The organism is Amycolatopsis coloradensis (genome assembly GCF_037997115.1).
GTDB lineage: Bacteria > Actinomycetota > Actinomycetes > Mycobacteriales > Pseudonocardiaceae > Amycolatopsis > Amycolatopsis coloradensis_A.
Genome location: NZ_CP150484.1, coordinates 563,357 through 583,624, shown reverse-complemented (window position 1 = coordinate 583,624; position 20,268 = coordinate 563,357). Strand labels below are relative to the sequence as shown.

General features: G+C 69.5%; 19 protein-coding genes and 1 pseudogene. 4 read left to right on the top strand and 16 right to left on the bottom strand.

Going from position 1 to position 20,268, the window contains the following annotated elements:
* Positions 1-23: 23 nt before the first annotated feature.
* Together LCL61_RS02590 and LCL61_RS02585 are read right to left on the bottom strand one after the other, a co-directional pair.
* Positions 24-797, bottom strand: a complete 774-nt coding sequence (locus LCL61_RS02590) for an ESX secretion-associated protein EspG (protein WP_340685332.1) — start codon at positions 795-797, stop codon at positions 24-26.
* Complete coding sequence (locus LCL61_RS02585) at positions 790-1,581, bottom strand: ESX secretion-associated protein EspG (protein WP_340685331.1); 792 nt, start codon at positions 1,579-1,581, stop codon at positions 790-792. The genes LCL61_RS02590 and LCL61_RS02585 overlap by 8 nt, the downstream gene beginning before the upstream one ends.
* 112 nt (positions 1,582-1,693) lie before the next feature.
* On the opposite strand from LCL61_RS02585, the pseudogene LCL61_RS02580 reads away from it, so the two are divergent.
* A pseudogene (locus tag LCL61_RS02580) lies at positions 1,694-1,819 on the top strand (TetR/AcrR family transcriptional regulator); the annotation flags it as partial.
* Here the strand turns inward: LCL61_RS02580 and LCL61_RS02575 are convergent.
* Together LCL61_RS02575 and topA are read right to left on the bottom strand one after the other, a co-directional pair.
* Entirely contained in the window at positions 1,780-2,034 is a 255-nt protein-coding gene (locus LCL61_RS02575) for a hypothetical protein (protein WP_340688822.1), read from the bottom strand. The pseudogene LCL61_RS02580 and the gene LCL61_RS02575 sit on opposite strands and share 40 nt — an antisense overlap.
* A gap of 191 nt (positions 2,035-2,225) precedes the next feature.
* Positions 2,226-5,114 carry a type I DNA topoisomerase gene (gene topA, locus LCL61_RS02570; RefSeq protein ID WP_340685330.1) on the bottom strand — a complete coding sequence of 963 codons (2,889 nt, stop codon included), beginning with the start codon at positions 5,112-5,114 and terminating at the stop codon, positions 2,226-2,228.
* A gap of 268 nt (positions 5,115-5,382) precedes the next feature.
* Between topA and LCL61_RS02565 the strand changes: the two genes are divergently transcribed.
* Positions 5,383-6,195 (top strand): serine protease, encoded by an 813-nt coding sequence (locus LCL61_RS02565; RefSeq protein ID WP_340685329.1) that lies wholly within the window; start codon positions 5,383-5,385, stop codon positions 6,193-6,195.
* 55 nt (positions 6,196-6,250) lie between these two features.
* Here the strand turns inward: LCL61_RS02565 and LCL61_RS02560 are convergent, their stop codons facing one another.
* From LCL61_RS02560 to LCL61_RS02545, 4 genes are all read right to left on the bottom strand, one after another.
* A complete protein-coding gene (locus LCL61_RS02560; RefSeq protein ID WP_219147549.1) occupies positions 6,251-6,862 on the bottom strand; it encodes a hypothetical protein in 612 nt (203 codons plus the stop codon).
* A 34-nt stretch (positions 6,863-6,896) separates the two neighbouring features.
* Complete coding sequence (locus LCL61_RS02555) at positions 6,897-7,481, bottom strand: hypothetical protein (RefSeq protein ID WP_340685328.1); 585 nt, start codon at positions 7,479-7,481, stop codon at positions 6,897-6,899.
* Positions 7,482-7,571: 90 nt separating this feature from the next.
* Positions 7,572-8,123: a hypothetical protein gene (locus LCL61_RS02550; RefSeq protein WP_340685327.1), complete on the bottom strand. Its 552-nt coding sequence runs from the start codon at positions 8,121-8,123 to the stop codon at positions 7,572-7,574.
* Between the two features lie 116 nt (positions 8,124-8,239).
* A complete protein-coding gene (locus tag LCL61_RS02545) occupies positions 8,240-10,534 on the bottom strand; it encodes a sodium-translocating pyrophosphatase (RefSeq protein WP_340685326.1) in 2,295 nt (764 codons plus the stop codon).
* Between the two features lie 318 nt (positions 10,535-10,852).
* Here LCL61_RS02545 and LCL61_RS02540 point away from each other — a divergent pair, with 318 nt between their 5' ends.
* The gene (locus LCL61_RS02540) at positions 10,853-13,318 is read left to right on the top strand and encodes a DEAD/DEAH box helicase (protein WP_340685325.1); all 2,466 of its coding nucleotides are present in this window, start codon (positions 10,853-10,855) and stop codon (positions 13,316-13,318) included.
* A gap of 13 nt (positions 13,319-13,331) precedes the next feature.
* Here LCL61_RS02540 and LCL61_RS02535 read toward each other — a convergent pair whose 3' ends face one another.
* From LCL61_RS02535 to ssd, 8 genes are all read right to left on the bottom strand, one after another.
* Positions 13,332-13,958, bottom strand: coding sequence for a bifunctional DNA primase/polymerase (locus tag LCL61_RS02535; RefSeq protein ID WP_340685324.1), 627 nt, complete (start codon positions 13,956-13,958; stop codon positions 13,332-13,334).
* A 419-nt stretch (positions 13,959-14,377) separates the two neighbouring features.
* On the bottom strand, positions 14,378-14,734 hold the full coding sequence (locus tag LCL61_RS02530; protein ID WP_340685323.1) for an Rv3654c family TadE-like protein: 357 nt from the start codon (positions 14,732-14,734) through the stop codon (positions 14,378-14,380).
* On the bottom strand, positions 14,731-15,075 hold the full coding sequence (locus tag LCL61_RS02525) for a TadE family type IV pilus minor pilin (RefSeq protein WP_340685322.1): 345 nt from the start codon (positions 15,073-15,075) through the stop codon (positions 14,731-14,733). Before LCL61_RS02525 ends, LCL61_RS02530 begins: the two co-directional genes overlap by 4 nt.
* Positions 15,075-15,248: a DUF4244 domain-containing protein gene (locus tag LCL61_RS02520; protein WP_340685321.1), complete on the bottom strand. Its 174-nt coding sequence runs from the start codon at positions 15,246-15,248 to the stop codon at positions 15,075-15,077. Before LCL61_RS02520 ends, LCL61_RS02525 begins: the two co-directional genes overlap by 1 nt.
* Before the next feature lie 18 nt (positions 15,249-15,266).
* A complete protein-coding gene (locus LCL61_RS02515) occupies positions 15,267-15,845 on the bottom strand; it encodes a type II secretion system F family protein (RefSeq protein ID WP_340685320.1) in 579 nt (192 codons plus the stop codon).
* Positions 15,839-16,582 (bottom strand): type II secretion system F family protein, encoded by a 744-nt coding sequence (locus LCL61_RS02510; protein WP_340685319.1) that lies wholly within the window; start codon positions 16,580-16,582, stop codon positions 15,839-15,841. The genes LCL61_RS02515 and LCL61_RS02510 overlap by 7 nt, the downstream gene beginning before the upstream one ends.
* Complete coding sequence (locus LCL61_RS02505; protein ID WP_340685318.1) at positions 16,579-17,721, bottom strand: TadA family conjugal transfer-associated ATPase; 1,143 nt, start codon at positions 17,719-17,721, stop codon at positions 16,579-16,581. Before LCL61_RS02505 ends, LCL61_RS02510 begins: the two co-directional genes overlap by 4 nt.
* Positions 17,718-18,791, bottom strand: a complete 1,074-nt coding sequence (ssd, locus tag LCL61_RS02500; RefSeq protein WP_340685317.1) for a septum site-determining protein Ssd — start codon at positions 18,789-18,791, stop codon at positions 17,718-17,720. Before ssd ends, LCL61_RS02505 begins: the two co-directional genes overlap by 4 nt.
* A 574-nt stretch (positions 18,792-19,365) precedes the next feature.
* Between ssd and LCL61_RS02495 the strand changes: the two genes are divergently transcribed.
* On the top strand, positions 19,366-20,163 hold the full coding sequence (locus tag LCL61_RS02495; RefSeq protein ID WP_340685316.1) for an HAD family hydrolase: 798 nt from the start codon (positions 19,366-19,368) through the stop codon (positions 20,161-20,163).
* The last annotated feature ends 105 nt before the right edge of the window (positions 20,164-20,268 follow it).

The window sequence follows — 20,268 nt, the reverse complement described above, 5'->3', positions numbered from 1 at the left end:
CCCCTCGTCCTCGCTCAAGGCGGCTACGTCCGGCTCAAATCCACCGCCTCGTGCAGCCAGCCCGCCAGTGCCCGGCGGTCCATTCCACCGAACATCAGCCACCCTTCGGAAGGGGCGGCGTACAACACGAACCTCCCCAGATCGTTGTCGACGATCACGAAGCCGTAGTCCGGGTACTCGGCGTTCAGTCCGCCGAAGGCGACCAGATCGAGGATCGCCGTGCCGGTCCGCGGACGGCTCAGCGTGTCCGCGACCAGGCCGACCCCTTCGTCCTGGCCGGGCAGCGGCACGCCGTGCCCGTCGATCCTGATGCGCATCGGCTCGGTCTCACCGGCGGGGACATGCGGGAGCCCGCCGAAGACGCGGGCGCCCAGCTCGCCGAAATCGCTCAGGCTGAACGTGGTCCGCCGCCCCGCCCTCATCCGCCAGACGACCGCCTGATGCCCGTCGCCGTAGCAATCGACGCGCACCGAGCGGGGCGCGGACGCGAAGACGCCGGTGAGGACGCCTCGCACCGAACCTCGCAGCATCACGCCGTGCATCCGGACCGCCGCGGGATGGATTTCGCCGTTCTCCATCAGGCCTGCCTCTTCGAGCATCGCCGCCTTGGCCGCGTACCGCTCGGCCTGGGTGACGAGATCCGCCGGCTCGTCGTACGACGGGCACAGACGGCGGATCTCGTCGTCGGTGATCTCGGGGTCGTAGCCCAGGTACACGCTCCGCCGCTCGGGCACGGCGCGCAGCACCGGCTCGGCGGCGCGCCTCATCAGTTCCTTCACGGTCGCCGGTTCACGCATGGTTCTGCACCGCCTTCACGATCCATTGCTCGGCCGTCGACCGGCTGGCCGGGCCCCAGGTGAGCGTCCAGCGGCCGTCGCCGTCCATCGCCGCGCTGAACTGGTACCGGCCGAGGTCGTTGTCCACCAGGCCGAACGCGCCGTGCGGGTACTCGGCGAGGATGGCGTTCCGCACCGCGAGATCGACGAGGACCGTGCCGTGCCGCGGCCGCGAAGCACCCTCACGGATCACCTCGACGGCTTCCCGCGCCCGCACCGGGATCAGCCCGCCCGCGTCCGTCTCGATGCGCACCGTCTCGCCGGTGCCGGGCGGATGGTCGGGCAGCCCGTCGAACACCCAGCCCGGCAGCGCGCTGAGGAAACCGGACCGCAGCCGCGCTCGCCTGCCGAGCTTGTTCAGCACCGTGGTGTAGTCCTCGTCGCCGAAGAACCGGACCTCCCACGGCTCCGCGCGCGACGGGAACACCCCGGTCACCACGCCGCGGATGAACCCGCCGCGCAGCGCGCGATACAGCCCGACGGCCTCGGGCGTGACCTCACCGCCGGGGGCCAGCCCGATGGTCGCCATCCCGCTCACGAACCGGGTGTACTGCTCCACCTCCTCGGCAAGCGTGAGCCCCGGAGTCGGCTCCTCGTCGGCGAGGACCGGCGGCACGACGAGCTCCGGATCGTAGAACTCCATCACCGAGGGACGCTCCGGAACCTCGGCGGCCAGCGGGGCGATGACCTCGTCGATGACGTCGAAGACAGCGGTCGTTGAAGTGCTCACCTGACCATTGAACACCCTGGTACCGACAATTTTTAGAACTTTTGTTCGAACGGGTGAGGTCGTTCGGCGAACGGTCGGCGAGCGGTTTCCGGTCGACAGTTTTGCTCGTCTGAGCTATTTATTGCTCATGCAAGCAAAAGCGAAGACGTTCACCGAGAGTGCGAGACGCGCACAGATCGTGGCCGCGGCCATCGAGACGATCGCCGAGCTCGGCTACGCCCGCGCGTCGTTCGCCCGGATCGCGAAACAGGCGAACCTGTCGAGCACCGGGCTCATCTCGTACCACTTCGCGAACAAGGAGGAACTCGTCCGCACGGTCCTCGAAGACGTCTTCCGCGAGATCGGCGCGTTCATGGCCGAGCGGATGAGCGAGCCCGCGTCCGCGAGCGAGGCGCTGCGGACGTACCTGGAGGCGAACCTCGAATTCGCCGCAACGCAGCCGACCCGGATGCGCGCGTTGCTGAACATCTTCCTCGGCGGCGCACTCGACTACGACCCGGCGAACGAGCGGGCGGCGCTGGAACCGGTCGAACGCATCCTGCGCTGGGGCCAGGAGTCGGGAGAGTTCCGCGAGTTCGACGTCCACGTGATGGCGACGACGATCCNGCCTTTCATAGCAAATTTTGCTATGAAAGGCCCCTTCATAGCACTTGAGGGAACTACTTCGTCTTCGTGGCCGTCGAAGGCTTCTTCGCCGCCGCGGTCTTGGTCGCCGTCGACTTGGTCGCGGCGGTCTTCTTGGCCGCGGTCGTCTTGGTGGCCGTCGTCTTCGACGCCGCCGTCTTCCGCGCCGGAGCCTTGCGCTTGGGCGCCGGGCCCTTCGCGCGCTTCTCCGCCAGCAGTTCGGCGGCGCGCTCGGCGGTCAGCTCCTCGATGCTGTCCGACTTCCGCAGCGTCGCGTTGTACTCGCCATCTGTCACGTACGGGCCGAAGCGGCCGTCCTTGACCACCATCGGCTTACCGGACGCCGGGTCGTCGCCCAGTTCCTTCAGCGGCGGCTTCGCGGTCGCGGACCGGCCACGCTGCTTCGGCTCCGAGTAGATCTTCAGCGCCTCTTCGAGCGTGATCGAGAACAGCTGGTCCTCGGTCGTGAGCGAACGCGAGTCCGTGCCCTTCTTCAGATACGGCCCGTAGCGCCCGTTCTGCGCGGTGATCTCGTCGCCGGATTCCGGGTCCTTGCCGACCACGCGCGGCAGCGAGAGCAGCTTCAGCGCGTCTTCGAGAGTCATCGTCTCGATCGACATCGACTTGAACAGCGATCCCGTCCGCGGCTTCGGCTGCTTCGCCTTGGCGGCCTTCTTCTGCGCGGCCGTCGCGCCCTCGGGCAGCGGCTCAGGCTCGGGCAGGAGCTCGGTGACGTAGGGGCCGAAACGGCCTTCCTTCGCCACGATCTCGTGTCCGCTGACCGGGTCCTTGCCGAGTACGCGGCCTTCCTGCGGCGTCGCGAACAGCTTCTCCGCGATGTCCTTGGTCAGCTCGTCCGGTGGCAGGTCCTCGGGCAGGTTCGCCCGCTGCGACGTCCCGTCGACCTCGCGCTCGAGGTACGGGCCGTAGCGGCCGACACGCACGACGACGGTGTGACCGTCGGCGTCGGTGAACAGGGGGATCGAGTTGATCTCGCGGGCGTCGATGTCCTCGACGCCCGAGCCGACCAGCTTCTTCAGCCCGCCGAGACGGCCGACCGAACCGTCGACGCCCATGTCGCCACCGAAGTAGAACTTCGACAGCCACTGCGTGCGGTGCTCGTCACCGGCGGCGATACGGTCGAGCTCGTCCTCCATGCCGGCGGTGAAGTCGTAGTCGACCAGCCGCTCGAAGTGCCGCTCCATCAGGCCGATCACCGCGAAGGCGACCCAGGACGGCACCAGCGCGGAACCCTTCTTCCACACGTAGCCGCGGTCCTGGATGGTCTTGATGATCGACGCGTACGTCGACGGGCGGCCGATGCCCAGCTCTTCGAGCTTGCTGACCAGGCTCGGCTCCGAGTAGCGCGCCGGCGGCGACGTGGTGTGCCCGTCCGGGCTCAGCTCGGTCGCGGTCAGCGCCTGGTCCTTGACCAGCTGCGGGAGACGGCTCTGCTTGTCGTCCGCCTCGCCACCGCTCTCGGTGTCGACGGCCTCGACGTACGCCTTGAGGAACCCGGCGAAGGTGATCGTGCGGCCCGACGAGGCGAACGTGACCTCCTCGCCGCTGGTCGCGGTGCCGACGATGCGCACCGACATCGTGGTGCCCTTCGCGTCCGCCATCTGCGACGCGATCGTGCGCTGCCAGATCATCTCGTAGAGGCGGTACTCGTCGGTGTCCAGATCCTTCGCGACCTGGCCCGGCGTGCGGAAGACCTCGCCAGAGGGACGGATCGCCTCGTGGGCTTCCTGCGCGTTCTTCACCTTGCGGGTGTACTGGCGCGGCGACGGCGAGACGTATTCCTTGCCGTACAGCTGCGTCGCCTGGCTGCGCGCCGCCGAGATCGCCGACTCCGAAAGCGTCGTGGAGTCGGTACGCATATAAGTGATGTACCCGTTCTCGTACAGCTTCTGCGCGATCCGCATGGTGCGCTCGGAGGTGAACCGCAGCTTGCGGCCAGCCTCCTGCTGCAGGGTCGAGGTCATGAAGGGCGCGTACGGCTTGCGCGTGTACGGCTTCTCCTCGACGCTCGCGACCTTGAAGTCGCGGTTCTTCAGCGCCTCGGCCAGCCGGACCGCGTCGGCCTCGGCCAGCACGCGGATCTCGCTGGTGGAGGCCTTGAGCTGCCCGTCCGAGCCGAAGTCGCGGCCGGTGGCCAGGCGCGCGCCGTCGACGGCGATCATCCTGGCGGGGAAGGTGCGCGGGGAGGCGTCGGCTCCGGCGTCCATGGTCGCCGAGATGTCCCAGTACGACGCCGAGGTGAAGCGCATGCGCTCGCGCTCCCGCTCGACCACGATCCTGGTCGCGACGGACTGCACGCGGCCGGCCGAAAGCTTCGGCATGACCTTCTTCCACAGCACGGGCGAGACCTCGTAGCCGTAGAGCCGGTCCAGGATGCGGCGGGTCTCCTGCGCGTCGACCAGGTCCCCGTCGAGCTCGCGGGTGCTGTCGGCCGCGGCGCGGATCGCCTGCTCGGTGACCTCGTGGAAGACCATCCGGCGCACCGGGACCTTCGGCTTGAGGGTCTCCAGCAGATGCCACGCGATGGCTTCGCCCTCGCGGTCGGGGTCCGTGGCGAGGTAGAGCTCGTCGACGTCCTTAAGCAGCCCCTTCAGCTCGGTGACCTTGGACTTCTTGTCCGGCGTGACGACGTAGAGCGCCTTGAAGTCGTTGTCGACGTCGACACCCAGCCGCGCCCACGACTCGCCCTTGTACTGGGCGGGGACGTCGGCCGCGCCGCGAGGGAGGTCGCGGATGTGTCCGACGGAGGACTCCACGACGTAGTTACCGCCGAGGTACGGGGCGATCTTGCGGGCCTTGGTCGGCGACTCGACGATCACCAGCCGACGACGGCCCGCGCCGTCGTCCGACGCCGCGGTCTTCTTCGTCCGTGCTCCTGCCACGCTGTCCTGCTCTCCGCTCATCTTCGGCGCCTTCGCGCCGCCTCTCGACCCGTCAGTGTGCACGCTCGCACCGCCCGGACCACGGCTAGGTGGTGCAACACGCCGCCGATCGTGTGTCCAGCGCATCGCCGCTGACCTCGTCGACGTTTCCTTTCAACACCTAGCACGTGATGTCGGACACGTCCGCCCGGGGGCCCGCGTGACGGGGCGAACACCCTCCGTTCGACGGTGGTGGCCCCCTCCCGCCAACGCTTCACTTGATGTCCACGCCGACCCGAAAGGACTCCACGTGACCCGACGACTCCTCGGCACACTGTTCGCCATGCTGACCGCGTCCGCGCTGGTCGGAACCGCGACAGCGCAAGCGGCCACGACCACCTTCGCCGGAACCGTGGCGTTGTCGAACTGCTCGGGATCGGTGGTCAAACCACCCGAGGCGAGCCTCGACGACCCCGCCCTCGTCCTTTCCAACGGACACTGCCTGCAAGAAGGTTTCCCGGACCCCGGGGAAGTAATCGTCGACAAGCCGTCCACGCGGACCTTCAGCCTGCTGTCCAAGGACGGCCGCTCTTCGCTCGGCACGCTCAAGGCGAAGAAGCTGCTCTACGCGACGATGACCGACACCGACGTCTCGCTCTACCAGCTCGACACCAGCTACGCCAAGATCAAGTCGGCCTACGGCATCGCCCCGCTGACGCTCTCGCCGACCCGTCCGTCGGCGGGTATCGCGATGGACGTGGTGTCGGGTTACTGGAAGAAGATCTACTCCTGCAACGTCGACGGCTTCGTCCACGAGCTGCGCGAGGCGAACTGGGTCTGGAAGGACTCGATCAGGTACACCTCGGCGTGCAAGACGATCGGCGGGACCTCGGGGTCGCCGATCGTCGAGAGGTCGACCGGCAAGGTCGTCGGCGTCAACAACACCGGCAACGAAAGCGGCCAGCGGTGCACGATGAACAACCCGTGCGAGGTGGACGCGGCCGGGAAGGTGACCGTGCGGAAGGGCATCAACTACGGGCAGCAGACCTACCAGCTGACCTCCTGCCTCTCGCACAGTGAACTCGACCTGTCGAATCCGAACTGCCGGGCTCCGAAACCCTGATGTCTACCTCGTGAGTGGTAAGGACGGTTCTAACCGTCCTTACCACTCACGAGCGTCAAACGGCACGCACCACGGGCACGAGACTGGGCCAAGCGGGCTCGGCACCCGCCGGCGCGTCTCCGATCAGCTCCAGCACATGCGCGAGCCGCCTCCGTCCGGTGACCCGGAGCAGTGCCTCTTCACCTTTCTGCGCCTTCGCCGGCACGCCCAGCTGGGCCAGCGCCGTGATCAGCCGCTCGTGCGTCTCCGGCGCCTCCGGATCGAGCGCGAGCAGATAGCCGTTGCCCTGGGGACTGCCCGCCGCGAGCGCCCACATCCTCAACATGGCCCCGTCGAGCCGGAAGCCCTCCGGCAGGACCTTCTCTTCACCACGGTTCCAGCGCTGCTCCAGTGGCAGCAGGTCGACCCGGAACGGCGTCCTCACGAGCGGCCGCCCGCATTCGGCGGCCGAGACCTGCGCCTCCGCGCCGCGACGACGGCATTCCCTGGCGAGGGCACCCGCCCGCCACGGCTCGTCGACCACGGCGGACAGCCGCGCGGCCGTCCGCCCGAAGCCCGTCATCCGCCCGGGCCCGCACAGCACACCGGCGAGATCGGCGAGCCCCGGCCCGCTCGCCTCCGCCGAGAAGAGCGAGATCGTCCCGTCCACCCGGACAGAATAGAACACAAGTTCGAGTCATGACCAGTGATCGCGGGGTGACTCAGCGAGGTTGTTTGACCAATTCCTGGCAAATCGGGATCCGGCTGCTCGCCGCGGCGAGCTGAGGGACGTCGTTAAGGCCCCTGAGAAGGTCGAGGCGGTCTAGTTCGTCGAGGGACGTCCTCGCGTCGCGAAGCGCCGTTTTCGTCGCCTCGGGGTCGCTTGAGGAGTCGAGGCGGTGACGGACGTCGTCGGCACGGGCGCGGATGCCGGCGAGCTGGGCGACGGCGGCCGTGCGCGAGGTGTCACCGCCCGTGACCGGCGCCGGACCGAGGTTCTCGAAGGCGGCGGAGGTGCGGTCCAGCCCTTCGACCACCGAGGTCATCAGCTCGCTGGAGGTACGGGAAGCCTGCTGTGGCGTGCTCGGATCGACGCTGGGCAGCGTCGCCAGCGTCCGGACGAGGCCGCCCGCCGCGCCGCAGTACCCCTCCGTCCAAGCGGAGGCGGGGTCGGCCTCCGACGCGCTGACCGTCGCGAGACCTTCTTGTCTGGCGTGGGAAGTCACCGCGGGCTGGTGCCCGCACCCGGCGAGGCCGAGTCCGATACCTGTTGCTAGCGCGGCAAGGACGGTGAACCGCGGCCGCACGAAAACACCTCCCGACCTGACGACTTCCCGGCTGGCCCCCGACGGTACCGATACCGGGGGGCAATGCAAATCAACGCGGCGGAAAGAAGGTCAGGAAGGCAGCTTCTTGCAGTTCGGGGCCTGCGCGGCCAGTGTTTTCAACGAAACGTTCGTTTCCAGCTGCTGGAACGGGTCGGGCATGTCGTTGATGTCGGATCCGATTTGCCGGAAGGAAACCGCGGCGGCCGCCACGGCGGCCTTGTCGTCCTTCGGCGCCGCGTCGAGCGCGGCCTTCGCGGCGAGCACCTTGTCCCGGATCGGCGTCAGCGCGTCGACGATGCTCCTGCGCGCCGCGTCGGCTTCCGCGCTCGGCGCCTGGCCGAGCTTCCCCAAACCGGTGACCGCGTTGTCGAAACCGGGCGCGAACACCCCGAAGGCCTCGTCCATCACCTTCCGCGCACTGGCGACGTCGTCCTGCTCGAAGTCGGGCATCGTGAAATCGCCGATCTTGGCGAAGTCGATCAGCGAACCGCAGAAACCGTCCATCCAGGAACTCCCGGCCGCGGGGGCGGGAGAAGAAGGAGAAGGGGCGGCCGTCCGCTCGGCGCCGCCACAGCCCGCCAGCAGGAAAACGGCGGCGAACAGGATGATCGAACGCCTCATGGCAGGGACTCCCCCGGGATCGGATCGGCGTGACGCGCAGACATTAGCCTGCGCCGGACAGCCGCCGGGCCCGCCACGAAAATCGTGACGGGCCCGGCGGAGGAAACTTTCCGGCGTTAAGCCTTCGCTTGCGCGGGGTTCTCGGAAAGCACCGACTCGCGGCGCTTGGAGACCACGATCGCCGCGACGATGATCGCGACGGCGACCAGCGAGATCGCGATGCGGATGCCGACGTTGGCGTCCGCGCCGATCGAGAACTGCACGACCGCCGGGGCGATCAGCACCGACACCAGGTTCATCACCTTGATCAGCGGGTTGATCGCGGGACCGGCGGTGTCCTTGAACGGGTCACCCACGGTGTCACCGATGATGGTGGCCTCGTGCGCGTCCGATCCCTTGCCGCCGTGGCTTCCGTCCTCCACGAGCTTCTTCGCGTTGTCCCAGGCACCACCGGAGTTGGCGAGGAAGATCGCCATCAGGGTGCCGGAAGCGATCGCACCGGCGAGGTAACCGGCGAGAGCGCCGGTGCCGAGGCCGAAGCCGACCGCGATCGGGGCGAAGACCGCGAGCAGACCGGGCGTGGTCAGCTCACGCAGCGAGTCACGCGTGACGATGTCGACGACCCGGCCGTACTCGGGACGGGTGGTGCCCTCCATGATGCCCGGGATGTCGCGGAACTGGCGGCGCACTTCGTAGACGACCGCGCCGGCGGCACGGGACACCGCGTTGACCGCGAGACCGGAGAACAGGAACACGACCGCCGCACCGATGATGACACCGACCAGGGTGTTCGGGCTGACCACTTCGTTGACGAAGAAGTTCAGCGCGGACGCGCTGGCCTGCGCCGCCTCCGGGATCGACTTCAGCGCCTTGCTGATCGCGTCCTGATAGGACCCGAACAGCGCCGTCGCCGCGAGGACCGCCGTCGCGATCGCGATGCCCTTGGTGATGGCCTTGGTGGTGTTGCCGACCGCGTCGAGCTCGGTGAGGATCTGCGCGGCGTCTTCGTCGACGTCACCCGACATCTCGGCGATGCCCTGCGCGTTGTCCGAAATCGGGCCGAAGGTGTCCATCGCGACGATGACGCCGACGGTGGTGAGCAGACCGGTACCGGCCAGCGCCACGGCGAACAGCGCGACGCCGCCACCGAGCAGGTACGCGCCGAACACGGCCGCGCTGATGACGAGCGCGGTATACACGGCGGACTCGAACCCGACCGAGATACCGGCCAGGATCACCGTCGCCGCACCGGTTTCGGAGGACTTGCCGACCTCCTTGACCGGCTTGTGCTCGGTGCCGGTGTAGTAGCCGGTGAGCTTGAGGATGACCGCCGCGAGCACGATGCCGATGATCACCGAGATGGTCGCGATCAGCGCCGGGCTACCGGGCTCGCTGGTCGCACCGCTGGTCAGCTCGGAGAACGAACCGGGCAGGTAGACGAACGCCGCGATCGTCGAGAGCACCGCGGAAATCGCCGCGGAGATGTAGAACGAGCGGTTGATCGTGACCAGACCGCCTTCGCCCGCCTTGGCCTTGGTGATGTAGACACCGATGACCGCGGTGATCACACCGATGGCGGGCACGATGAGCGGGAAGATCAGGCCGTGCACGCCGAACGCGGTGCTACCCAGGATCAGCGCCGCGACGAGCATGACCGCGTACGACTCGAAGAGGTCCGCCGCCATCCCGGCGCAGTCGCCCACGTTGTCACCGACGTTGTCGGCGATGGTGGCCGCGTTGCGCGGGTCGTCCTCGGGGATGCCCTGCTCGACCTTGCCGACCAGGTCCGCGCCGACGTCGGCGGCCTTCGTGAAGATACCGCCGCCGACACGCATGAACATCGCGATCAGCGCGGCACCGAAACCGAAGCCCTCCAACACCTTCGGGGCCTGTCCGGTGTAGACGAGGACGACCACCGCGGCGCCGAAGAGACCGAGACCGACGGTGATCATGCCGACGACGCCACCGGTGCGGAAGGCCAGGCGCATCGCCTTCTCGCGACCGCCCGCCTCGCGCGAAGCGGCCGCGACACGCAGGTTCGCCTGTGTCGCCAGCCACATGCCGAGATAGCCGATCGCGAAGGAGAACCCAGCGCCGACCAAGAAGAAGATGGACCGGCCGATCTTCTCGTTCCAGTCATCGGCCGGCAAAGCGAAGAGCAGCACGAAAACGATCGCACCGAAGATCGCTAGGGTGTTGCGCTGCCGTTTGAGATAGGCAGCCGCGCCTTCCTGCACTGCCTTCGCGATGTCCTGCATCTTGGAGGTGCCCTGGCCCGCGGCCAAGACCTCCTTGAGCAGAACGTAGCCGATGACCAGTGCGGCAAGGGCGACCACGGCGATCACACCGACGATGGTGTAACCACCTCCGGAGAGCGTGAGTTCGCCCTCCGCGAGGAACTGCCGGGACATTCGTCCTCCTGGAGACGTCGCCGTTGGCCAACGACGATCCGCCGATGGAACCGGCGTGCCGACGCTGGCATGGGGATCTGAGCCGAACGTCACGCTAGTCGCACTGCAAGGCACGTCTCACATGACGCTCGCCACAGACGGTGTGGATTGCGGGAGTGTATTGGTAGTGGGATGGCGGGCGGCAAGGCGTCCCCGCCACCGTACGTTCCGTAATCGTGTGAGGCTGGTCACTGTATCGATCATCGGCGGCCACTTCCAGTGCCCGTTCCGTCCGGCGGCGGACCGTTTCTGTCGGTGCGCTGTGCGAAGCTTCCGAAGGTGGACGGCACGGTGCGATCCGGCAAGGGCCGGCGGCTTCTCGACCGCGCGACGGCGGGGATCCCGGCTTCGCTGTACCCGGTCACCCATGTGGCCGAACTGCCGGCCCGTCCGGCGGATTCCGTGGACTGGCCGGAGTGGGCGGCGGGTCCGGTCGTCAAGGCGCTGAAGGCGAACGGAGTCGAGACGCCATGGCGGCATCAGGCGGAGGCCGCGTCCTTGGCCCGTGAGGGCCGGCACGTCGTGATCTCGACCGGCACCGCGTCGGGCAAGTCGCTCGCGTACCAGTTACCGGTGCTCTCGGCACTGGTCGAGGACGAGCGGGCCACGGCGCTGTACCTGTCGCCGACCAAGGCGCTCGGCGCCGACCAGTTGCGCTCGGTGTCCTCTTTGGACATCAAGAAGGCGCGGGCGGCGTCGTTCGACGGGGACACTCCGCTGGAAGAGCGGGACTGGGTCCGCGCGCACGCGAACTGGGTGTTCACGAACCCGGACATGCTGCACCGCGGGATCCTCTCGTCGCACGCGCGCTGGTCCCGGTTCTTCCGGCGGCTCTCGTTCGTCGTCGTCGACGAATGCCACAGCTATCGCGGTGTCTTCGGTTCCCACGTGGCGCTGCTGCTGCGCCGGTTGCGAAGGGTCGCTGCGTACTACGGCGCTTCGCCGGTCTTCGTCCTCGCGTCCGCGACGACCGCGGACCCGGCGGCGTTCGCGTCGAAACTCACCGGACAGGACTGTGTCCCGGTCACCGAGGATGGCTCGCCGCGCGGCGCTCGCACGGTCGCGTTGTGGGAACCCCCGCTGCTGTCGGAGCTCTCTGGCGAGAACGGAGCACCGGTGCGGCGCTCGGCGGGGGCCGAGGCCTCCCGGATCCTCGCCGAACTGGTCATCGAAGGCGCTCGCTCGCTGGCGTTCGTCCGGTCGCGGCGAGGCGCGGAGCTGACCGCGCTCGGCGCCAGACGGATTCTGTCCGAAGTGGACGGTGCACTGGCGGAATCCGTCGCCGCGTACCGCTCCGGGTATCTGCCGGAGGAGCGGCGCGCCCTCGAAGCGGCGTTGCTGTCCGGGCGGTTGCTCGGTGTCGCGACGACGAACGCGCTCGAACTCGGCGTCGACATCGCCGGGCTGGACGCGGTGGTCCTGGCAGGCTATCCGGGGACGCTCGCGTCGTTCTGGCAGCAGGCGGGACGGGCCGGGCGCGCGGGCGACGCGGCGCTGGTCGTGTTCGTGGCCCGCGACGATCCGCTGGACACCTATCTCGTGCACCATCCGGCCGCGATCCTGGACCGGCCCGTCGAGGCCGCCGTCCTCGACCCGTCGAATCCGTATGTGCTCGGGCCGCAATTGGCCTGCGCCATCGCCGAACTCCCGCTGACCGAGCCTGAGGTCGCGGCCTTCGGCGGCGACTCGGCGCGCGCCGTACTCGCCGATCTGGTCAAGGAGAAGATCGTCCGCCGCCGCACGAGCGGCTGGTACTGGACCTCGCGCGACCGGCCGCACGCCGAAGTCGGCATCCGGGGTTCCGGCGGCGAACAGATCGCGGTGGTGGAGGCCGATTCCGGTCGGATGCTCGGCACGGTCGACCCGGGCTCCGCCTGCTACGCGGTCCATCCCGGCGCGGTGTACCTGCACCAGGGTTCGTCCTACGTGGTCGACGAACTGGATCTGGAGACCGGGCTCGCCCTGGTGCACGCGGAGGATCCGGACTGGACCACGTCACCGCGCGAGGTCGTCGACATCAGCGTGCTGCGCACCGACGAGAAGCGAGTGCACGGCGGGGTCACGGTGAACCTGGGCGAGGTTTCGGTGAGCTCGCGAGTGGTCGGCTACTTGCGGAGACGTCCGTCCGGCGAGGTGCTGGACCAGACTCCGCTGGATCTGCCGGAGCAGAGCCTGCACACCCGTGCCGTCTGGTACACGATCTCGGCCGAGCTGCTCGGCGCGTCCGATGGCGTGGCGGGGACCGGGGGCCATCGGACGGGGACCGAAGTTCTGGAGCCGGTGGGGACCGGAGGCTCCGGGGTGGGGACCGAGGAACTTGGCGGAGCACCGGGGACGGGCGCCGAGTTGGATCCGGCGCGCGTCCCCGGTGCCCTGCATGCCGCCGAGCACGCGGCGATCGGCCTGCTACCGCTGTTCGCTACCTGCGACCGCTGGGACATTGGCGGGGTGTCGACCGCGTGGCACGAAGACACCGGGGAGGCGACGGTGTTCGTGCACGATGGTCATCCCGGGGGTGCGGGATTCGCCGACCGCGGATTTGCCGCGATTGTCCCTTGGCTGGCCGCAACGCGGGAGGCGATCGTTTCCTGCGAGTGCCCGGCCGGCTGCCCGTCCTGCGTCCAGTCGCCGAAGTGCGGGAACGGCAACGATCCGCTGGACAAGGCGGGGGCGGTGGCCGTTCTGGACACCGTGCTCGGGGCTTTGCGTCAGCACGGGTCCGTGTCCGGCCACGGGGTGGCTTGAAATTGTGGGTTGATCAGGCGGCGGTGCTAAGGCTCGCCACCGGGGCGACGGCCTGGTCACCGGCCAGCGCACGGACGAGCACGTCGTGCACGTCGGCGGCCTCGGGCAGCTGCCAGCCCCAGACCTCGGGCTTGACCCGCCAGTGCACGACACCATGCTGGAACGGCGACGGGGGCAGCGGGATGTAGCCGTTCGCGCCGTGCCACTGGATCGAGGCCTGGTCGGCCAGTTCCCGCGGGATGCTCGCGGCGACGGTGGTGAGGAACAGCCAGCGGCCGTTCGGCATCGCGACGATCGGGGCGGGGTGCCCGGTGGCGCGCAGCAGGCGGGCGGCGGCCTTGCCGAGCTCGTCGTCGACCTCGATGGCGTCGAGCACGGTGCCGGTGGCGACGAGGAGGCTGTGCGTGTCGTCGCCGAACCAGGTGGCGACCTCGTGCGGGTGGGTCTCGGTCAGTTCACGCCAATTGTCCTGGGCCGGGACCGGACGCCGCCAGGTGAGGTCGTCACCTTCGGCGGTGAGCGCCGCGGGCTCGGCACCCGGGAACACCGGCCAGCCACGCCAGGCGAGACCGATCGCCTCCGCCCGCATTTCGATGCGGAAGGCGCCCCGCCAGCTGTCCGGCCAATTCGCGTCCAACATTACTGTCCCTGCCTCAGGTCAACTCTGTCCTGTGTCTGTCTCTGTCGCACCGGCCTCGGCGAACTCTTCGAAGTGGCGCACATCTCAATAAACGGCAAGTTGCACATCGGGAGAAGACCTCACGCGACAACCGGCGGTTACTTAGCGATGAACGCGCGGTAGTGCGACCGGACGGACCGAACGCCGGACGTCCGGTCAACGGGCGCGCACGACCGGTATGGAGCCGTTCGTCGCAGCCGACCTGGGCTTCCCTCCTGCGCGGCGGCGCTCGCGGTGAGCGGCGAGCGGCCGTTCGGCGGAGAGCTGATCATGGCTTCGACCGCTCGCCGCGCGTCAACGACCGCTGCTCGCGCTCAGCGGTTACTCGCGCGTACCACCCGCCGGTCGCCGCCCGGCGACCGTTCACCGCGCGAACTCCGTCACGGTGACCGGTCGACCGGACCCGCCCTGGCCCGTGCCTCCGCCCGTCCGGTGACCGCCGGCCGCCCCGACGGCTCCGAACGCACTTCGACCAGGGCATCACCGCGCTCCCAACGGCAGGTCAGCAACGTGACCGACATCCGGACGGCGACCTGCCGCGCCCGTTCGCAGGCCGCGGCGGGACCGTCCGACGCGTGTGAGGCCGCCGCGAGCGCCGCCAGATCCGCGGCGGCCTCGGCGCGGTGCCGGGTCGTGACGGCGGCACCGATCCAGAAGGCGAACGCCGCCGCGCCGACCAGGACGGCGACGATCGAGGCGGTCCACACGGTCGCGACGCCGCGATCGTCCCCGGTCACGGCCCGCTCCCCGGCTCGGCGATGGCGAAGGCGCTGGAACGCAGCCGGATACCCGGCAGGAGCCCGGCGACCGGTTCGGCCTCGACGCCGGCGGTGATCGCGTCGCCTTCGCGGACGACGTCCAGCCGGGCGCCGGGCGGCGCGATCTCCCGCACCGCCTGTTCGGCACGGGCGGGCTGGCCGCGGGCGAGGAGCCTGGCGGCCTCGCGGGCCGCGTCGGTGCAGCGGAGCTGGTCGGAGGCGACCCCGATCCCGGCGAGCAACAGGGCCGAGACGAAGGTCAGCGCGCCGATGCCGAGCGCGGCTTCCACGGTGACGGAGCCGCGATCCTCGCCGCGCATCAGAACTTCACCGACAGCGCCCGCTCGATGAGCGCGGTGAGCCCGGCGCGGACGGCTTCGCTGTCGATGACCAAGTAAAGGACGGCCGCCAGCGCGGCGGCGGCCAGGGTGGCGATGGCGTATTCGATCGTCGCCATGCCGTCGTCTGCACGGAAGTCGGGGACCTTGTTCATAGGGAATCGCCTTTCAGTTCAGAGGACGCCGTCGAGCCGCCCGGCCAGGCCGAGCACGACGGGCAGGACGCCGAGGCAGAGGAACGCGGGGAGAAAGCACAGGCCGATCGGTGCCGCCAGCAGCACTCCCGCCCGTTCCGCGCGTTCCTCGGCTTCGGCGGAAAGCGACTCGCGCAGCCTTCGCGCGAGGTCCTTCGCATGCGTGGCGAGCGCGGTGCCCGCCCGCGCCGTCCGGACGGCGGCGACGGCCAGTTCGGTCAGGCCAGGCAGGTCGCGGACCGGCGCCCACGCTTCCGCCGGCCCGATGCCCACGGCCAGATGCGACGCCACCGAACGCAGAGCCACCGCGGTCTTCGGTGAGGCGGTCGGCGCGACGGCCTCGAGCGCGACGGGCACCGGCAGCCCGCCTGCCAGGCAGGCGGCCAGCAGATCGAGGATGGCCGCGGACCGGACGAGTTCGAAGGCGCCTTTGTCCCGGGGCGACCGTGCCCGGATCCGCGTGAGAAGCCGACCTGGTCGCGCTACGTCTCCGGCCGCGACGTGTGGCCAACAGAAGACGGCACCGCCCAGCAGGATCAACGCCGCGCCGGTCAGCATGACGCCACCCGCCCGGTGAGGGCACGGGACCAGGCCGTGCCCGCCCAGATCAGCCCGCTGCCCACGACGAGCAGGAGCTGACCGGCGCCGGTCCCGGTGAGGACCTGGACCGGACCCGCCCCCATCGCCTCGCCGAGCGGCAGGCACACCAGCGGGAGGGCCGCGAGCACGGCGGCACTCGCCCGGGGACCGGCCATCTTGGCTTTGAGCCGGCGGCGGAAGCCGATCCCCGCCTCCGCGTCCCGCCTCGCGGCGTCGAGCACGTCGGCCATCGGCAGCCCGAACCGGTTCGCGAGCGTCCATGCGTTCACCAGTGCCGGTGGCGCGTCCGGATCGGCGGCGGTCTCACCACCGAGCCGGGCGGCCGCGATGAGTCCGCGCAGCCGCCCGGACGCCGCGGGGATCGCCTCCGCGGTGGCTTCGGCCGCCGTCACCGGATGGGCGCCCGCGCGGAGTTCACCGATCATCGTCCGTAGCACGGACGCGGTGAGCTCCGCTTCGGCCTGCGCCGCGTTCGCCTGCGCCCGCGACCGGACCTCCTGGCGGACGGTCACGGTGAACACGAGTACCGCCACCGCCCAGCCGATCCCGAGGAACGGCAGGACGAGCAGCGACGGCAGAGGCCACCAACCCGTCCGAACCGCCTGGGGCAAACGCCAGGCGATCGGCGCGCGCACCATCTGCTTCGGCCAGCAGGCCAGCCCCGCGCCGCAGGCGAGCAGGAACCAGGGGTTCATGCCGCCAACTCCTCGAAAGGAGTCTCGTCGCCGATCCAGGTGCCTTTGCTCCAAACCGGGACGACTTTGGCCTCACCTCGAAAGGACCTGAGGACACCGACCTCGTCCAGCCGCCGGATCCCGCTCGGCAGACGGACCATGTGCAGGACCACCCGCACCGCCGCCGTCAACTGGCTGTGCAGCGCGTCGCGTTTCAGCCCGCCGAGCGCTGCCAGCGCCTCCATGCGTGCCGGGACCTCCTCCGAGGAATTGGCGTGCAGGGTGCAGCCGCCACCCTCGTGCCCGGTGTTCATCGCGTTGAGCAACGCGATCACCTCCCGGCCACGCACCTCTCCGACGACCAGGCGGTCCGGGCGCATCCGCAATGCCTGACGCACCAGTTCGCTCAGCCCGATCTCGCCCGCGCCCTCGACGTTGGCCGGGCGGGTGAGCAGGCTGACGAACTGTGGATGGTCCGGTTGCAGCTCTCCGGCATCCTCGACGCAGACGATGCGTTCGGACGGGGGTACGGCGCCGAGCAACGCGGCGAGCAAGGTCGTCTTGCCCGACCCCGTCGCGCCGGAGACCAGGAACGCGAGCCGTCGCCGGATGACCGAGTCGAGCAGATCCGCGCCGCTGGTGCCGAACACCCCGCGCAACCGGAGTTCGGCGAGGTCATGGCTGGCGGGCCGGAGAACGCGGAGCGAGAGAGCGGTCCCGGCGGGCGCGAGCGGTGGGAGTACGGCGTGCATGCGGACCCGGCCTTGCGGCCCCACACCCGGCAGCCAGCAGTCGGCGAACGGTTGCGCGTCGTCCAGCCGCCGCCCGCCGGCGAGGGCGAGCCGCTGGGCCAGCCGGCGGACCGCTTCCTCGTCGGCGAAACGGATTTCCGTCTCCTGGGGACCTTCACCGGTGTCCACCCAGACCTTGTCGGGAGCGGTGACGAGAATGTCGGTGACGCCGGGCTTTTCGAGAAGCGGCGCGAGCGGGCCGGCGCCGACGAACTCGTCGCGGGCCAGCCTGACCGCTCCGAGGACGGCGTCCTGACCGAGCGAACCGCCTGCTTCGGCGCGCACCGCCCGCGCGACGCTCACCGGATCCGCCGGGGCGGCCGACCCGGCCAGCCGCCGTCGGACCCGCTCGACCAGATCTTCGGTCATCGCGAGGCACCGGCCAGGTTTCCGCGCGCCGCCGCGAGGACTTCGGTGGCCGCGGTGGCCAGGTGCCCGCGATGCCTCGGGACGAATTCGCCGCGGTCGAGGGCCGCCGAGAGGGATCGCTCGCGACCCATCGACGTGATGAGCGGGACGCCGACGGCGTCGGCGATCTCCTGCGGGATCAGCCCGGCGGGCGACGGCCCACGGACCGCGACACCGATCCTCGTCGCGTGAGGTTCGAGCCTGGCGAGGACCTGTTTCGCCGCCGCACAGGCACGGAGTTCCGCGGGGACCACGACCACGACGAGATCGGCCAGCCCGATCACGGTGCCCGTCTCGGCGCCGAAATACCTCGGCAGATCGCAGACGACCGTCCGCCCCGCCCGCCGTCCGGCGTTCAGCACGCCCTCGATCGCGTCGGGCCCGGGGCCGCGTCCTTCCCTGCCATAGGACACAAAGGACAGTGAGCCGGTCGAGTATTTCTTTCGCGGCAGGGCTTCGCTCAACGCGGCCATGGACACCCTGCCGCCGAGATCGAGCTCCGGCCACCGGGGCCCGCGATCGCGCTCGGCGGCGAGGAGGACGTCGACCCCGCCACCGAGCGGATCGCAGTCGACCAGCAGCCCACCGGTGCCGGACTTCTCCGCTTGGTACGCGACTGCGGCCGCCAGCACGGAAGCCCCGGCACCGCCCCGCCCGCCGATGATCCCGATGACGACGCCGTCGTCACGCGCCGGCCCGTCGACGACGTCGGCGAACTCGCCGATGAGGTCGCCCTCCTCGTCCGGGAGCGAAAGGACCTTCTCCGAACCGGTGTTGAAAGCACGCTCCCACGTCACCGGCGTCGGCGCGCCCTTGCAGACCAACAGGACCTTGTTCCGCCGTAGCAGGCGGTTCGGCGCGCTCGCGGCTTCCTCGTCGAGTACCACGAGCGGCGCGCGGGCCCACCTGCCGCGTGCGGCGGCCAGATCGGGCGCGCGTTCGACCTCGCAGCCCGCGGCCGCGGCCACGCGCAGGATCTCGTCGAGCAGGATGTCGTCGCCGGCGACGACGAGCGGATGTTCCGCGGTCATGGCTCCCCCAGTGATTCGGTCGGACTCGGGTGATGACTCCACGGTCGCGCCGGTCCCCGCCGCGCACAACGCCATTCCGTACCACCTGTGGACAACCGGGGTGTTGTGGACAACTCCGTCGTGGGAAACCGGTTTCCCACGGTTTTGTCGGTCCTTCCCAGCACGAACCCACGACCCATTTTCGGCACGGTGACGAGCACGAAAACAGTTGAGATAAAAGAAAGTTAACGAACTCCGGGCGGTTCCAGCCTTGCCCGGGCGAGGTTTTCGCGGCCGACGAGGTCTGAACCACTGAAACCACAAGGGATAAAGGAGGCGGCCCTCGCCAGGGGGGAGGGACGAGGGCCGCCTGGGGTTCAGCCCCGGGGGGTCGGACTGAACCTGGGCCCGGTGCGACACCGGATAATCTCACTGTAGCTCCGATACCGGCCTGTTGCGGGCGACCTCCGTACCCACAATTCGGTAACGGCACGACGCGCCCGATCGGGTGCGCGGTCGTGAATTTTCCACCGCGGTATCCCGATCGTGGTCGACCAACGGGCGCGCGCCGGTCCGGCTCTCCTATCCTTGGCGAGTGGACCGACCCAGCACGACGCCCAGCCAGGTCGCGGCGTTCTTCGATCTCGACAAGACGATCATCGCGTCATCGAGCGCGTTGGCCTTCAGCAAGCCGCTTTTACGTGAAGGCCTCATCAACCGCCGAGCCGCGCTTCGCAGCGCGTACGCCCAACTCGTCTTCTCCCTCGCGGGCGCGGACGCGGCGAAGACCGAGCGGATGCGGGCCGAGGTTTCCGCGCTGTGCGCCGGATGGGACGTCGCGCAGGTCTCCGCGATCGTCCGCGAGACGCTGCACGACGTCGTCGACCCGCTCGTCTACGCGGAGGCGGCGGAACTGATCTCCTCGCATCGCGCGGACGGGCACGACGTCGTGGTCCTGTCGGCGACCGGCGAGGAAGTCGTCGCGCCGGTCGCCGAAATGCTCGGCGCGACGCGCAGCGTGGCCACGCGGATGCAGATTGTGGACGGTCGCTACTCGGGCGAAGTCGATTTCTACTGCTACGGCGAGAACAAGGCCGTCGCGGCGAAGCAGCTCGCGGCGACCTACGGCTACGACCTCACCCAGTGCCACGCGTACACCGACTCGAGCACCGACATCCCGCTCCTCGAGGTCGTCGGACGGCCGCACGCGGTCAACCCCGACCGCGTACTGCGCAAGCACGCGACGGAACAAGGCTGGGAGATCCTCGCCTTCGAGCACCCGATGTCGCTGCGGACCCGGATCCCGGCGCGCTCGGCCGGACTGGTCGCGCTCGGCGCCGTCGCGGCGGGAGCCACCTGGTACGGCTACAACCGGCGCAAACGCACCCGCTGAGCACACGCCCACACGGCGGTACCGGGCCGGTTTTCGCAGTCAGGGCGGCGAATTGTCCGTCGCGGAGGGTGCCCGTGTCACTAGATCGAGCCTCTGTACCGGTGC

Coding starts and splice junctions, on each gene's coding strand:
- LCL61_RS02550 (WP_340685327.1), bottom strand. CDS start 8,123: ATGAGGCGTTCGATCATCCTGTTCGCCGCCGTTTTCCTGCTGGCGGGC.
- LCL61_RS02575 (WP_340688822.1), bottom strand. CDS start 2,034: ATGTTCAGCAACGCGCGCATCCGGGTCGGCTGCGTTGCGGCGAATTCG.
- topA (WP_340685330.1), bottom strand. CDS start 5,114: ATGAGCGGAGAGCAGGACAGCGTGGCAGGAGCACGGACGAAGAAGACC.
- LCL61_RS02545 (WP_340685326.1), bottom strand. CDS start 10,534: ATGTCCCGGCAGTTCCTCGCGGAGGGCGAACTCACGCTCTCCGGAGGT.
- LCL61_RS02515 (WP_340685320.1), bottom strand. CDS start 15,845: ATGCTGACCGGCGCGGCGTTGATCCTGCTGGGCGGTGCCGTCTTCTGT.
- ssd (WP_340685317.1), bottom strand. CDS start 18,791: ATGACCGCGGAACATCCGCTCGTCGTCGCCGGCGACGACATCCTGCTC.
- LCL61_RS02590 (WP_340685332.1), bottom strand. CDS start 797: ATGCGTGAACCGGCGACCGTGAAGGAACTGATGAGGCGCGCCGCCGAG.
- LCL61_RS02510 (WP_340685319.1), bottom strand. CDS start 16,582: ATGAACCCCTGGTTCCTGCTCGCCTGCGGCGCGGGGCTGGCCTGCTGG.
- LCL61_RS02505 (WP_340685318.1), bottom strand. CDS start 17,721: ATGACCGAAGATCTGGTCGAGCGGGTCCGACGGCGGCTGGCCGGGTCG.
- LCL61_RS02525 (WP_340685322.1), bottom strand. CDS start 15,075: ATGCGCGGCGAGGATCGCGGCTCCGTCACCGTGGAAGCCGCGCTCGGC.
- LCL61_RS02520 (WP_340685321.1), bottom strand. CDS start 15,248: ATGAACAAGGTCCCCGACTTCCGTGCAGACGACGGCATGGCGACGATC.
- LCL61_RS02535 (WP_340685324.1), bottom strand. CDS start 13,958: ATGTTGGACGCGAATTGGCCGGACAGCTGGCGGGGCGCCTTCCGCATC.